The organism is Bradyrhizobium sp. DOA1 (assembly GCF_001593325.1).
GTDB lineage: Bacteria > Pseudomonadota > Alphaproteobacteria > Rhizobiales > Xanthobacteraceae > Bradyrhizobium.
Window position 1 is genome coordinate 5548687 of the sequence record NZ_JXJM01000001.1, and the last position, 14981, is coordinate 5563667.

Annotated in this window: 8 protein-coding genes; 6 read left to right on the forward strand and 2 right to left on the reverse strand. The window is 58.2% G+C overall.

Features of this window, described 5'->3' with window-relative positions:
* Window positions 1-40: 40 nt before the first annotated feature.
* Window positions 41-325, reverse strand: a complete 285-nt coding sequence (locus SE91_RS35550) for a cold-shock protein (protein ID WP_082813805.1) — start codon at window positions 323-325, stop codon at window positions 41-43.
* Between the two features lie 1251 nt (window positions 326-1576).
* Here SE91_RS35550 and SE91_RS25835 point away from each other — a divergent pair.
* From SE91_RS25835 to SE91_RS37775, 6 genes are all read left to right on the forward strand, one after another.
* Complete coding sequence (locus tag SE91_RS25835) at window positions 1577-2980, forward strand: GGDEF domain-containing protein (protein ID WP_061851316.1); 1404 nt, start codon at window positions 1577-1579, stop codon at window positions 2978-2980.
* Window positions 2981-4019: 1039 nt separating this feature from the next.
* Window positions 4020-5621, forward strand: a complete 1602-nt coding sequence (locus SE91_RS25840) for a putative bifunctional diguanylate cyclase/phosphodiesterase (protein ID WP_061849618.1) — start codon at window positions 4020-4022, stop codon at window positions 5619-5621.
* 2019 nt (window positions 5622-7640) lie between these two features.
* Entirely contained in the window at window positions 7641-8846 is a 1206-nt protein-coding gene (locus tag SE91_RS25845; RefSeq protein WP_061849619.1) for an HlyD family secretion protein, read from the forward strand.
* Window positions 8846-10816, forward strand: a complete 1971-nt coding sequence (locus SE91_RS25850) for a glycosyltransferase (RefSeq protein ID WP_061849621.1) — start codon at window positions 8846-8848, stop codon at window positions 10814-10816. The genes SE91_RS25845 and SE91_RS25850 overlap by 1 nt, the downstream gene beginning before the upstream one ends.
* Before the next feature lie 9 nt (window positions 10817-10825).
* Window positions 10826-11911 (forward strand): cache domain-containing protein, encoded by a 1086-nt coding sequence (locus tag SE91_RS25855; protein WP_061849623.1) that lies wholly within the window; start codon window positions 10826-10828, stop codon window positions 11909-11911.
* A gap of 816 nt (window positions 11912-12727) precedes the next feature.
* Window positions 12728-12955, forward strand: a complete 228-nt coding sequence (locus tag SE91_RS37775) for a hypothetical protein (protein ID WP_245318525.1) — start codon at window positions 12728-12730, stop codon at window positions 12953-12955.
* 1374 nt (window positions 12956-14329) lie between these two features.
* Here the strand turns inward: SE91_RS37775 and SE91_RS25860 are convergent.
* Complete coding sequence (locus tag SE91_RS25860) at window positions 14330-14878, reverse strand: cysteine hydrolase family protein (protein ID WP_061849625.1); 549 nt, start codon at window positions 14876-14878, stop codon at window positions 14330-14332.
* Window positions 14879-14981: the final 103 nt, after the last annotated feature.

Sequence of the window (14981 nt, forward strand, 5' to 3'; positions counted from 1 at the left end):
GGTCATCTTGCAGCGAGGTCAATCTACGTACCACCCAAAACTAGAATTTTATGTCCTTTGGCGCGTGCGATGCGACAAAAGCACTGTCTTTCGCGCCCCGACTGGGGTGGCCGGAAGCGGACTTGTCTGTACTGACGCTCACGGCGCGCTCGCGATGGCGTTGTCTGTCGCGAGCGATTTCAAACAGAACAGTATCACCGACGTAGACCGTATCGGCATCCCTTAACGCACTGCCGCGAACAAAGTGATCCGCGCTACCGTCGTCACATCGAATGAAACCGTAATGGCGCTCCCGATTCCAGTAGGTGACTTTGCCCGTCTTCATTCCTGCTCTCCGTTAGTCAAGACCACAAAGTGAACGTAAGGTGGGATCCTTCCCGGCAATCGAATAGGCAGGCACGACCGCAGCTGATCTTCACTGTAAAGTAGGATTCGGTGTCGTAATCGAAGCCGATGTACACTCCGAGGCGCTTCGGAGCGAGCTGCAAGCGCGCCCCCGTTCCATAGTACTGCACGCTAGGTAACGAGCCGCTGAAGTGACAGTTGTGCTCGTAGTCGAATCCGCTCGCGTTATTCCCGCGAACAGAGTCGCTAGGTCGACTGTAGCCACGAGTTTCATGCTCGTAGACGCTCACAACATCGCGGCGAAGGCCCTGCGCAAATGCGGTTGCTGCCGCAGCAGCTCGAACATGTGGTTCCATTACGCAACACACCAGCATGCATTTTTGAGCGAGCGGACCCGCCTGAGGCGAGCCCGCCCTACATCACCGGTGGTGGTTGGAATGGAACTCGGCGATGTCATCATAGCGCAGCAAGTTGCGTGCCAGCGTCGCAATTAAAGCGCTTGCCGGCCGACCTCGTTGCGCCAGGAACCTACAAGGTTTGGCAGGCGGCTAAATCAACAGGGTCAGATATGCTAACGGCTTCGGTCGTGCAATTCCACACGAACGAAGGAGGCCTAACGAAATCCGTCAATCCAGGAAACTCGTCAATCAAATGGGGCAGAGCTTACGGTGTTGCTCATCACGCGCGTTGGCTCGAAGCCGACCAGTAACGAACCGATTGTCGCGGCGGCGCTACCGGCGGGCGGCAGGCTTATGAGTACCGAAATATGCAGAATCCTTCCCTCAGAACGGCTCATGATTTTCTCGTCTTCCGATGGGGCGTTTTCGAACAGCCCGCAGACTGCAACACCTCGCGGCAGCAGCTGCGGCCTCTGCTGCACACGACATGCTGACTGTCAGCGGCACTGGAAGGACGTGATGAGCTCGATCACATGAATGTAGCCCAGAGCCTGCTGATCCCAGTCGCGGGACCTGGGCCGCTTCTGGACGACAAGGCGGATCCTATCGGCCCCGCCGACAGTTCGACAGGTGCAGCAGACGGAGGAAAAGACCGGTGCAGCGGTAATCGCGCGGGCCGCTGGTTGAGTGGCGTGCCGACCGCGACGCAGCGTGGCTCTTTCATCTGAGTAGATGCAGCAGGGACCGAAGGTACTCTAGGCGAGCGTATCCCTCGGAGACGCTCGAGAGTCTATGAAGCGACCGCTGGTCATCATGGGAGGCGGTATATGCACATGAGCACCAATCTTGCGGTACACGAACCGACCAACGCACTCCGTCTGGTCACACAGGCGTATATGGGACTTCTCCTGATCGCCTTCGCCCTGATGCCGGCCCACCTCATCGCCTACCTGTATTTCCAGCAGGATCCCGCGCTAAAATTCGAAAATCACCTATTCCACGAATTCGCGATTGCCGTCGCCACTCTCGAAGGGCTGTTCGTCACCTATGTCACGTGGCGATGCTACCAGTCTTCAGGCGAACCTCTGTTGCGTTGGTTGACGCTGGGTTTTCTCGGCTTCGCGCTGATCTATTCGCCGCACGGCGCCTTCACCGGGATGGCGCACCGCAATATTTGGCTGTTTCTGCTCTATGGGCCGGCGTCGCGTCTCGCGATGTCGATCCTGCTCTTCGTTGGGCTGCTCAGTTACAACCAGCCGTCAGACGAGGTCGAGAAGCGTTCGGATCCGCGCGCATGGCTGATCTGGATCGGCTTGTTCCTGACGATGGACATAGCCGTCGCCCTGATCGCCTACTCCCCCTATGCGGGACACCCCGCGGTACGCTTGTCCATGGAGGGCGGCGCACTTGTATTCAGCGCCCTGAACGTCGCGGCCATGCTTATGCGACGGATTCACTCGCCGCTCATGCTTATTTTCGGCATTTCGGTCGCGTGGTTTGCGCTATCGTCGCTGGCATTCATTCTGGCGGCGCCCTGGAATCACATGTGGTGGCTCGCCCACGCGATCTTTGCTGGCGGGTTCTTCCTGCTAAGCTATGGCGTTGTCCGGGCTTTCCGAACGACGCAATCATTCTCGACCATCTATAGCCAGGAAGAAATGACGGCCCGCCTGGCCGAATCGATGGCTGACACCCAAAGGGCGCTACAGCAATTGCAACTGAGCAATCAAAGGTTGGAACGCCTCGCCGCCACCGACCCACTGACTGGTGTCGGAAATCGTCGCCACTTCATCGACCATATCGGCGAGGAGATCGCGCGGGCCAAACGAAGCGGTGCTCCATTATCTCTGCTGTCAATCGACCTCGATCATTTCAAGGATATCAATGACTCACGTGGCCACAGTGTCGGCGATGAGGTCCTCCGCGCATTCGTGCGAAGATGTCTCGAGGCGATCCGCCCTTACGACTCCGTCGCGCGCGTGGGCGGTGAAGAATTTATGGTGTTGCTGCCGGGGGCGACGCTCGATACGGCTTGCGCGGTAGCCGAGCGTCTTCGATCGACCATAGAAGGCGCTGCATTCGACGTCGGAGCCCAACCGTCGATCGGCATCACGATCAGTGTTGGGGTATCGGAGTTCGGGCGCGATGGAGACACGCTTGACGGATTCCTGAACGTCGCCGATCAGCGGCTCTATCGCGCAAAATATGAAGGCCGCAATCGTGTGATTGTCGCGTAAGCCGCTTCCCGAGAATTGCCATGTCGTTGATTGGTACGGCGTTGCTAAACAACATTCGTTCCGTCGCGCGTTCAGATTTCTGCGTTGGCGGGACGCGTAAGATCTTCATGTCGACGACCAGTGGCGACGGCGTAGGCAAGATGGCCTTTCCGATTCTGCCAGTTCTTGTCACGATCGCAGGCAGCCTCCTTTGGCGGGGCGAAGCGACGGAGGTCGACAAATCGACGCCGTCAAGGCCCGGATCGGTGAGCCCCTGGGACAAGACCCTAGTGGACTGGTCGCGGATGTCGCCCCCGGGCTTGGTGTTAGCGAGCTGGCGGCGGCCGACTTCTAAGCTTCTCGTTCACGACACCGGTAGCTTGTTAGTCGACCATCGCGATACCGAGAGAGGTTCCTGGGTCGCGACCATGGCCCCGGCACTGCCTTCGCACCATCGTGGCTGCGAACAAAACGTAGATCTTGTCTTGCTGCGCCCGATCTGCGAACCGCTTTATCGATCAACGTCGCAAGCAGGACAGCGACTTCGCAGTCGGCACGGTTCGTTAAAGCTGCTCGAGCAGGCGCGCCACATTCTTCGTTGTTCAAAAAAGCAACATGTAGCTGCTCCAGGTCGTCTAGGCCGCGCTGACACAGATAAGCGGACGCAGGCGCCTTCTCGGTGGCTCGTCGGCTGCGGGAGCGCGGCTAAAGCGGGACCATCTTGGGCCCCATTCGTTCGCTCTTGCGACGCACAAGCGCAGACCAGAGCCCTCAAAGTCTTGAAGCGGCACCTTCAGGGCGTAAATCGTGACTTTGGCCACGTTAGCGATGGGCGAAGTTGCCGGGTCATTCGAAAACACTCTGCGGGGAAGAACTATCGCGATCCGACGGCGCGTTTACCGTCGTGGCTTGCGAAGCGTTGCTCGAACTTCGATGTTCGATACACAGCATCTGGTAGCACGCCAATCTTTATACTACCTGCAAGAATACTCTTTCCGGAACAACCGGCCTCAGCGAAGGTTTGACTGTCATGAGTTGTTCAACTCCACGATCACGCGTATTGCACGCCGATTGGTTTGATTGGCGTAGTTCTGCCACAAGGGATTTCGTTGCTCTTTTTGGGGCCGTCGTTCTCGCCTCGATTTTGCTGCATGTTTATGAGGTTGGCCCTCTTTTGTTTCAACTGGGGCGGAGCTATGCGAATTCGCTACTCGACGATATCATATTCACCATATTCGTCGCGTTATTCCTGTGCGTTGCGCTGACAATTTTTAGTGTCCGTCGCTATCGAGATCTCGCCCGCGAATCGAAAGCGCGAGCCATTTTGGACGGAGAGACGCGCGACCTAGCGCGACACGATCCAATGACCGGCTTGCCAAACCGTCGCCTGTTTGATGAGACTCTTACTGCGTGCCTTGGCCTCGCCCGCGACACACACCAGGTGGCCGTTCTGCTGCTTGGGCTTGATGGCTTTAAGAGGATCAAGGACACGCATGGCCACGCAGCGGAGGACAAGGCGCTATGCGAGTTTGCCAACAGGGTCGCCAACATCTTGCGCAAGGATGGCATCCTGGCGAGGATTGGAGGCGACGAATTCGGGATCGTCCTACCAGACATTAGCTCCCTTGAGGTTCCCACCAATCTGGCGCGCCGTATTGTGGCATCCGCCACCGATACTTTCGCGGTCGAGACGGGGGCAGCCGAGCTTGGGGTTGGAATTGGCATCGCCATCGCTCCGATTGACGGCGTCAATCTCCAAGAACTGGTCAGGCGCGCAGAACGTGCACTTTATCGCGCACAACGCGATGGCAGGTCGTGCGTCCGCTTTTTCGAACCAGAGATGGACATACATGTCGAGCGACGCATCCAGATCGAGCGGGAGCTTCGCAGTGCGATCACGGCCGATATTATCGAGCCGCACTACCAACCGCTAGTTTCGCTCCAAAGTAATTGCATTATCGGGTTCGAGGCACTAGCGCGTTGGGAAAACAGGACATTGGGGCGGATTCCGCCCGACGTGTTTATTCCGATTGCAGAAGAAACGGGTCTCATCAACGCGCTTGGAGATCAGCTTTTTCGTCGCGCTTGTTCCGACGCCATTGCGTGGCCGGAGACTTTTACGCTGGCCTTCAATATTTCACCGATTCAGTTGCGTGATCCCGCGCTTGGTCAGCGCATTCTATCGATCCTTGGGCAAACCGGGTTCAGTCCGCGTCGCCTGGAGATTGAAATTACCGAGAGCGCGTTTGTGGAAAGGACCGGGGTTGCGAAGACCGTGATTGACGTGCTCCGTCAAGCGGGCGTCCGCATCGCGCTAGATGATTTCGGAACAGGTTATGCGACGCTGAGCCAGCTGCTTTCGTTTCGTCTCGACAAGATCAAGATAGACCGCAGCTTCGTGTCGCAACTTGACGACAGTACCGAAAGCCGGGTGATCGTTCATGCTATCCTTGGCCTTGCCAAGGGACTTGGCTTGACGACTACCGCCGAGGGCGTCGAAGACGCCTGCCAGCTGGGCTTTCTGGTGGCCAATGGTTGCACAGAAGGACAAGGCTACCTATTCAGTGATGCCGTCCCAACCGCGGGTATCCGTGCGCTGCTTGATCGCGAATCCGGCAGCACGACGGTCGCTGAAGATGGAACACCAATCCTGCATGCGTGAGCCGAAGCGCTCGTTTGTTCGGAGCGGATCGGCAATAGGACGTCATCTATGATGGCTTTTCGAGCATGATCCGGAGAAGTGGATGTTTTCCTATAAAATTACGCTCAAACAAGAAGATAGAGCGGGACGAGGGTTCGAAGTTCAGCCATCACGCTCCAAACCCGTCGATAGGGATGGGCTGTCGTCCAGATGAATTCCGGGCCATTGCGGACCGGGGAGAGGAACGGGGCGGGCGTCGTTCGAGGTCGCCGCGCAGGTAGTAATAGTTTATCAAGCAGAATGCGGTTCTTGAGGGCCTGGTGCCAACGCGCGATCAATCTGGATGAAAGCCAGAGGACAAGGTCTCAGTGCTATTGTATTTGCCCGGTTGGGCGATGGAAACGAAAGGAACTGGCCAGAGCCTTTGGCGTAGCGCAGCGCAAGATATCGGAGTCGAATTGGCGATAGCAAACTCGGATGGATATTACATCCGAGCTACGAGTGCGGTCGTGTGCTATTGTACAATGACGTTTGAGAACGCCCACAGGACCGTTCTTCGCGAGGTCCCTGGTTTGGTCGCCGAGTTGGCGGGATGGTCGACCGGACCGCCTACCTGAGCCCGAGCTTCAAACAGCTGAGCCGTTAGTTGGCATCTATGCACTTGTGGCGCTGTCTGCGCATCTCGATCTGGCGTTGAACGATCGGGCGTATCAACTGCACCGCTTTTTTGAAGTGCGAATCCGTTTGAGTAAGAGGAACCCAACCGAAATCGGCAATCGCAACATTGCCGAAGGCCTCGCCCCGCCCCCATCGTGTGCACCACTCCCGATGGCCTAGGCATGAATGCCGCGCGGACCACCAGTCAGGATGCGGTTGATCCGTATATCTGTCCATTCTGGCGTCGAACAGCAGGCGGGCGATGGAGGCATTACCGTCAGGGGAATGGAAGCCGAAAACGCCGTGTACATGTCAGCGCCGACATCGTGTCGGAATTTGACGCGACGAGATCGTTGAAAGATCTTTGGAAATACTACGCAGCCCTCTCGCGCAGGCTGGCGTGCTGATGAGACATTCCCGGTCGCTGGTCCTGGCGAGACCGCTCTCCTTGGCATCGAAAGCCAATCCCTTAAGATAATCGATTGGCGCTTTACGGAAGGCAACAAGAGCCGCTTTGTCCGCTTCCGCGAGTGGAAAACCGGCGATGAAGGCTTTTAGCCTGCAGGCGTTCAGCCGATTGGGAAGCTGGTCGTCACCCTCGATACAGAACGGATCGCCGGTCGCAGGCTTGTCTTCGCCCGCGTTTCCTTGTCGAGGACACCGCGGCTCAGATTCCTGGATGCGGACAAGGTGCGGTCGAATGCCTCGGTGAACCGGTCGAGATCGATGCTAGCGATTTCACAAGCGCTACCAAAGAAGGTAGGCGTGGAGATGTTGGAGGTTGTGCTACCTTCTGAAGAGTTGATGATCGGAACTGAGTAGAGAACCACGAAGCACGTTGTCAATCTTTATTCAGATTGGGGAGATATCGATGCCCACGATTGCAGCGGAGATGAGAAGCGCGAAAGGCGGACACGCTCAGTACCCGCGCCGGCTATGCTCTTCGCTTCCGCAGCATATAGCGTTTCAGAAACGGCGGAGCTGCATCGCGCAATTCAATTGCGTTTCTGAAACAATCAACCGAATCTCCTGCTGCCGGCTCACGGGTCCTTCGGAGTTGTTGAAGTGGCAGTGCCCGGAGAAATACTGCCCGAAGTCGCGGCCAAAGCTCGACAATATTGTATCAACTCAAAGCGCAGCCATTGTTTACAACGCGGCCATCAATCCGCCGAACGTGAACAAGGGACGATTGCGCTCTACGCCCTCCGGGGAGCGAGCCCGCGAGAAACGGCGCCCGATCGATGTTGTGATATCTAACAGAACGACCTATCGAATCGATTCAACCGCGCTCAACGTCAGGACGAATTAGATAGTTCGACCGCCTCCACGAATTCGTCTTTAAGTTGCACCACAAAAGGCTTGGAATGCGGTTGGAAGTCTCTCATGAAGCTCGCGCGCGTGGTCATCGGCTTGGTTCTCCTCGCCGGCGGATTGTACGTCATCATCGGCGAGCACTTTGCTGGAACTTCGGCAGATGCCACCGTAAATGCACGACTTTACGTCGTGCGTGCGCCGATCGAAGGCCGGGTGACGCTTGCCGTCAAGAGCATTGGGGGCCGCATTAACGCGGGGGAACTCGCGGCCGAAGTGGCCGACGAGCGCTTCGATACCGCTCGGCTTCTTGAGCTCGAGCGCGATCGGGACAATCAACGCATTGAACTCAAACGCATTGCCGGTCAGCGTGACGCGCTATCGCAATCGAGAGCCGGATTTGATGCGCAGTCAACCGACTACCAGCGCGGCAGAATTCGCCAGATCGAGGCGCGGATCGCCGAGACGAGGGCGACGCAGGATGCGGCAGCCGCGCGCCTGCGCGAGGCAGATGCGGAATTCAAACGCGCCAATGAGTTGAACAATCGCGGCGTTCAGACGGCTGCCAACCTTGATCGAGCCCGCGCGAAGTTTGACGTCGCACAACAAGACGTAGAGAGCGCGCAGCAGCGCATCAATTATTTCGAGACGGAGCTCGCCTCAGCCCGCACGGGAGTCTTCATCGGCGAGTCCTATAATGACGCCCCCTTCTCGACGCAGCGCATTCGGGAACTCGATCAGCGCCTGGCGGAACTGCATGTTGATGAGGAGCAGATTAAGGGTCGCATCGCTCAATTCGATCGGCAAATCGATGCCGAGCGTCTGCGGGTCAATCGCCTGACGTCGGCGACACTCAATGCTCGCGTCCCGGGCCTCGTCTGGGATATCCTGGTGGACGATGGCGCGTACGCGCGGCGTGGGCAAGACCTGGTCAAGCTCGTCGACTGCAATAGCCTTGTGGTCACGGCGGGCGTATCCGAATCTCTTTACGACAGTCTCTCCGTCGGCGCGACCGTTCAGTTTCGGCTGTTCGGCGACGAACGTATTTTTGATGGAACCGTCACCCGGCTTGGCGGATCCGGCGCATCGACCCTTTACGCAAACCTCGCCGTGGGTCCGAGTCCGCAGCATTTGCAGCGTTTCGACGTCACTGTGACGGTGCCGGGCCTCGCACAGCAGCCGGATCTTGGCTGCGCCGTGGGTCGCACTGGACGTGTTGTGTTTTCGAGCGGCCCAATCGCCCAATTCCGTCGTTTTCTCACGCGTTATGGCTTCTAATGCTTCTGCTCTCGCCACTCCTCGCCGCCTTGGCCGGAGGCGCCGTCATCATCGGGCTCCGCCTGACGATCCTACCGGTGCTCGACCCGAGCCGATGGTACTGGCGTGCCGTTCTGCTCGGCCTGGCGGCAATTCTCTCTTGGCGCTACGTGGTATGGCGGTTCACCGAGACACTGGTGCCACTCGACTGGACTGCGGACGCATTGGTCAGTTGGGGCTTCGCCGCACTCGAGGGCATGACGGTCCTGTCCTCGTCCATTGCCTTTGTGATTCTTTCACGCGTCAAGGAACGTACCGCGGAAGCTGACCAGCACGCCAGATGGTGGCTGCCTGGAGAAGCACCGAGCGTAGACATCTTTATCGCGACCTACAATGAGTCGCTTGAAATCCTAGAACGAACAATTATCGGCGCCAAGGCGGTGCACTTTCCGAAGCTTCGCGTCTTTGTGCTTGACGATGGCCGCAGGGACTGGCTCCGGCAGGCCTGCGAGCGGCACTCTGTCGGATACATCGTGCGGTCCGACAACGCACATGCCAAAGCGGGAAACATCAACCACGCGCTTGCCGCGCGTGCCCTGGATCCGGATCGACCGGATTTTGTAGCCATCCTTGATGCGGATTTCGTTCCACATGTCGATTTCATCGACCGCACAGTGGCACTGTTTCACAATTCACGCGTCGGCCTGGTCCAAACGCCGCAACATTTCTTCAACCCGGACCCGATCCAGCACAACCTCGGCATTACCGCCGGGTACCCGGATGAGCAACGACACTTCTTTGATAACGTGGAGCCGGCTCGGGATGCCTGGGGAATTGCGATCTGCTGCGGCACCTCGTCCGTGCTGAGGGTACGAGCAATCCAACAAATAGGCTTACTTCCGACGCAAAGCGTGACCGAGGACTTCCTGCTCACGCTCAAGCTTGCGGAAAACGGATGGCAAACTGTCTATCTCAACGAGCCTCTGACTGAGGGTTTGGCTCCAGAGGGTCTCAAAGAGTACATCGTCCAGCGCGGCCGCTGGTGCCTCGGTCTGATGCAGATTGCGCGCAATTCCTACAATCCATTCGGCTCGAATCGACTGAGTTTGATGCACCGGATCAGTCTGATCGATTCCCTGCTCTATTGGCTAACCACCTTTCCCTTCCGGTTGGCGAGTTTGATTTGTCCACTCCTGTACTGGTGGCTCGGTATTACGATCGTAAATGCCTCGCTCGTCGATATCATCAGGTACTATGTCCCATACTACGTCATGGTCCTGGTGGCCTTGAACTGGCTTTCGAAGGGGCTGTTTATCCCCATCGTCAACGATACCGCCCAGCTGATTGCCGCCTGGCCAATATGTCGGGCCGCGGCGCTCGGCCTCTTGACGAGAGGACCGCATAGATTTTCGGTGACGGCCAAGGGCGGCGACAGAACGAGGGTCGTTGTCCAATGGTCATTGATGCGACCGTTCCTGATCCTGTTTGGATTGACCGTTGGCGGCCTGATCGTGCCGCTGAATTCCGATTTCGTCTTCACTACCTCGTCGGCGGCCGATGACGGCGTCGCCATCGTTCTGTTCTGGACGTTATACAACGTCCTCGTCCTGGTGGTGGCGATCGCGGCGTGCATCGAACGCCCCCGATACAATCGACCGCAGCGCCAGGTGCTTGAACCCATCACGTTGACGATCGGAGATGACCGGCACCGTGGCTGGCTCGTGAATCTCGGGCCGGAAGGCGCCCGCATCAGCGGGCCACATGGCCTTTCAGTCGGGGCGAGAGGCAATTTGAAAATCCCAGCTATTGGCGACGTGGAGGCGCGGGTTCTTGCGCCAACTCGTGATGGCTACCGGTTAAAGTTTTCGCCGAGCGTTGAGCAGCGGGCACAAATTATAGAAAAGCTCCACACCGCCCGAGCCCTTCCGGGACCCGATCGCGGGGATATCGTTCGCATCATCCGCGAATTGGCTCGGGCTCTAACTCACTGAGGAGGCGTGATGGCGAACAGACGACTGAGCTTGCGCACGCTTGTGTTCTTTGGCGGCGCAACGTTGATGCTTGCGCCGGCCATGGTGACAGCGACACTGTACACTGCGGCGTTGGAGCGGCGCGGCGAGAAATTGCAGGTCGAGAAGTTGGCGACCCGCGGCGAACTGAGCGCGAACCTGCTGGCGCGGCGCCTCTATGGGGTTTGGATGGACGTGGCACGGATGGCTGACCTAATCGACCCCGCCGATCTGGCAAATGCCCGTGAGCAAATCAAATTCCTGAGCCGCCTGGATGGCCGATACTCCTGGCTCGGCATAGCCGATCTTGAGGGCAAGGTACTGGCGGCCAGAGACGGGATGCTCGAGGGCGCAAGTGTAGCGCAAAGGCCATGGTTTAGGCGCGGCCTGGATGCGCCAACTGCGGTCGATGTCCACGAGGCCCAACTCCTGGCAAGCCTCTTGCCTGTGTCCGCTGAACCCTATCGCTTCGTCGATCTAGCCGCACCGTTGCGGCATGATGGTTTCGTCGCCGGCGTAATCGGAGCGCACCTCAACTGGAAATGGGTCGAGGAGGGCATGGCCGCGTTGCAGGCGCCCGGAATCGATGTGCTGCTGCTATCTCGGGACCGAACCGTCCTGTTTGGCCCGACCGATGTCGTCAACAAGCGGCTAAGCGTCAGCTCAGCGTTTGCGGCCAGTCGTATCACCAGCGCGTTCTCGAGCGAGCGATGGTCCGATGGAAAGGACTATTTCACCGTCATGGTTCCGAGCGTCAGTTTTGCAGACCTTCCGAGCTTCGGCTGGTCTCTTCTGGTCCGACAGAACGCCGACGACGCTATGGAATCAACTCGAGAACTAATCCGTGCGTTCTGGTTCATTCTGGGCGCCGGCGCCGTCGTCGCATTGGTGCTGCTCCTGTGCGCGGCTCAATGGCTCAGGACGCCGCTCCGCCGGCTCTCGCAATCCGCCGAGGCCATCGTGGTCGATCCCGACTCGCGCCCGCCGCACCAGGAAACCCGATTCGAAGAAGCAGCAAGGCTGAGTGACGCGCTCGCCCACATGCAGTCGAAGCTTTTGGGCCGTTTCCAACCGTAATTGGGGGCGCTAGGGAGAGAGTGGAGGAGTGCAATTGGCCGAACCGAGCGGCTTGACCGTATTGACTATTCAACGGATAGAGGGTGGACAATCGCACGCGTCGAATCCCTGACGGCGGTGGGTGCGGTGTTCGAAGTCGATTGTTCAACTCTCAAGGAGACACGTGAATACCAGTGCGAGCCCGACTATCAGCCCAGATGGAGCGCTTGCCTTATCCAGAGTGCGCAGACTGAAGGCGCTGTACGTTCTGCGCCGCTCAGCCATCGGGCACATGAAGGCCGAAAATCACCTCAGCCACGGCGCAAAGGCCGAGCCAGTTACACCGACAACGTGTACTCTCGATGTCTGCCACAACTTCTGGGTTGGTCCTAAGTTTGCTGTGTGCCTCTCCACCACTCTAGCCGGCTTCTTAAAATCGCGTGATCGCGGCCGACGTCAAATTAGCGCCGTCCTCGTTGCAGCCCGGATTTGCATGATATTTTTCGGGCCGTCGCTCTTGGCTCAGCCTTGTTTGATCGAGCAAATTTCGAATATTTTCTCGAGAACTCTTGGTGATGGCGAAGTACGATCGGCGGTTTCCGAATGATGACCCTTCTCGGCGTCGGGGAGTTTGATGCGCCGTGCATCGCGCTTGCCAAATCCAGCTGATCTGATGGAGAATAGCCATTTGCCGCGGTATCGCCGGCCGATATGGTGAGGTCGTTTGCGAGGCGTCCGACATGGTGCGACGCGCAGGCGACGTGACGAGCCACGCCGAGATGGTCGCGTTGTCGGACGCCCAGCCGATGCTGCTACTCTAGGGTCGAGCCGTGCGCCATGTCCGCCTATGCCATTCGCGAAAGCAGGATCGGCAGGGTGATATTCGGCTTGCAATCGCCGCTCATGGGAGGCCATTCGCGCTGGGACATCCTGAAAGACACGGCACTGTCGTCGGTAATGCCGGAGGTGTTCGCACCGCCACCCTATGTGCTCGCAGGCTGCTTGTGTCAGGAGAGGATGTGCGCAGCCTTCTTCGTTTGCAGCATCCGCTCGCCTGGCGTGTAGTCGAGGGCCGAAGAATATGCGTTGAGCAGGGCCATGCTAGCGAAAAGCACGAGGCCAACGCTGTGCCGGAGCTACGACTGAAGCGGCAATTCGCCAACTAGGCCAGAAACCAGATCTTCGACCGTCTTTGGCGCGCATAGCCGCGATAATTTCGATGGCGCATTGCGAGCCGTTTGAGTCAAAACACAGTAGGTAAGGGGTGGCCGTGCGTGCGGCGGGTGAGGTGGCGAGGTCGATGACCTCATACAGCAAGCGGGCGTCACTCCTGACGTGCGATGCACCGAATGCGATTCTTCCAGCCGGATGCGAATTCTTTCACGTCGCCTTGCGCGCGACGATAGCGCAGCGATCACGTTCGAGAAAGTCTCGAGCTTCATTTCCAATCCCGGCCTTGGTATACACGCTCATTTGTTGGCGTGCCTGACGCGACGTGTCCAGAAGCGCAGGGCATTAACAATCTATTTACGGATCCAAAGAGCTATCGCGCCCTCCGGCGAGGAGACATCCGAAAGACTGATCCTTCCGGTTAGGATCTGGACGAGTCGCGCAACTGCTAATCGGCCCCTCACAAGCGCTGCCAAGCATTTATTGCAGCGATTCGCTTCGACGCGTAGATGGCAAAAAAACAGCGAGACCCTTGCCGACGCACATCGCGAACGCCGTCCCTCGGTGTTTGAACTCCATCACGAAGTTCGAAGAGCGGCACCTTCAAATTTTGCACGGGAGCACTCAGCGCGCCACCCTGCCTTCTTGGCTTTTGTATCAAACCTAGTTCTACTTCGCGATCGGATCTATCTCCTCGACCGAGATGTCGCCAAAGCAACTTAAACCTGTCCGGCTGTTCCTATCACTTGATCAAATGGGTCGCCGATAACGAGCCAGAAGCGTTCCGTGCCGACGATACGACCGCGAAACCGGTAACCCTCGGCGGCTACGCCTCAGCTACGGGAGCACCCCATAACGAATGGCAAAGCGTGCGTAACAGTCGACGAAGCTAATCTCCGTCACTTCTGGGACACCGAGTTCGTCGACCAGCTGGGGCCGGACGCCCCGCACGATCGCTTCGGATCTGATAGGGCATATCACCAACGCGCAACAAGCGTAGTGGCAACCTGGCGGCCCCGACTTGTGACCCGGAGGCGTTCGCTAAAGCTGATACCGATGGAGTGACCTTCCCGCGCGCCCATCCAGCGTGGACGTTATCGGTTGAGCGACGACGGAGACGATGCCGGCGGCCCTTCCACAGAACGGTGGGACCAGTAACGGCAGCGCCACTGGGGGTCGTGGACGACGACGGCCAGTCGCTCCTCCACAAGTGCGCAAGGCTGTGTTGGCCCACTGCATAATCGCCGCCACCGCGACCGCCAAATGGCATCAGGCCGCAAGGTAGTCGCTGGTCGTCGTCACCCTGCCATAGGCAAAGCCAAGTGCCGCCATGAAGGCCGCATGCACCTGCGCGGCGGGTATTATCACGCAGCCGAAATTGAGATCGCACGTGGCGCAGGCGTCGTGAACGATGGTGGTTTTGTAGCCGTGATCGACGGCGGCCCGGCTGGTCGAATCGATGCACATGTGGCTCATCGCACCCACGATCACAACTTCCTTAACTTCCCTAGCGTCAAGCTGCTGCTTCAAATCGGTCTCGCGGAAGGCGTTCGGATGATGTTTGACGATGACAGGTTCACGCTCCATCGGCTTGACAATTGGATTGATCTCCACGCCTTTTGTGCTCGGCTTGAAGATAGGAGTGTGAGGGTCCCCGACTTCGTGCTTAATGTGAATAACAGTATCCCCCCTGGCACGGGCGCCTTGAATCACCCTGGCCGCGTTAGCAGCCGCGTACTCGATGCCCACCAGAGGCAGCTTCCCAAGCGGGAAGTATTCGTTCTGGATGTCGACGACGATGACGGCGCGTTGGCTCATAGCTTGCTTACAATTGTTGGACGGGCCGCAGATCGGGATTCGTCGGGGCGCTCCCGACGGGTTACGGTCGAACTGAGCGCGTTGCTGCGATGATGTTGGCGTC

Coding starts and splice junctions, on each gene's coding strand:
- SE91_RS35550 (WP_082813805.1), bottom strand. CDS start 325: ATGAAGACGGGCAAAGTCACCTACTGGAATCGGGAGCGCCATTACGGT.
- SE91_RS25835 (WP_061851316.1), top strand. CDS start 1,577: ATGAGCACCAATCTTGCGGTACACGAACCGACCAACGCACTCCGTCTG.
- SE91_RS25845 (WP_061849619.1), top strand. CDS start 7,641: ATGAAGCTCGCGCGCGTGGTCATCGGCTTGGTTCTCCTCGCCGGCGGA.
- SE91_RS25850 (WP_061849621.1), top strand. CDS start 8,846: ATGCTTCTGCTCTCGCCACTCCTCGCCGCCTTGGCCGGAGGCGCCGTC.
- SE91_RS25855 (WP_061849623.1), top strand. CDS start 10,826: ATGGCGAACAGACGACTGAGCTTGCGCACGCTTGTGTTCTTTGGCGGC.
- SE91_RS37775 (WP_245318525.1), top strand. CDS start 12,728: ATGTCCGCCTATGCCATTCGCGAAAGCAGGATCGGCAGGGTGATATTC.
- SE91_RS25860 (WP_061849625.1), bottom strand. CDS start 14,878: ATGAGCCAACGCGCCGTCATCGTCGTCGACATCCAGAACGAATACTTC.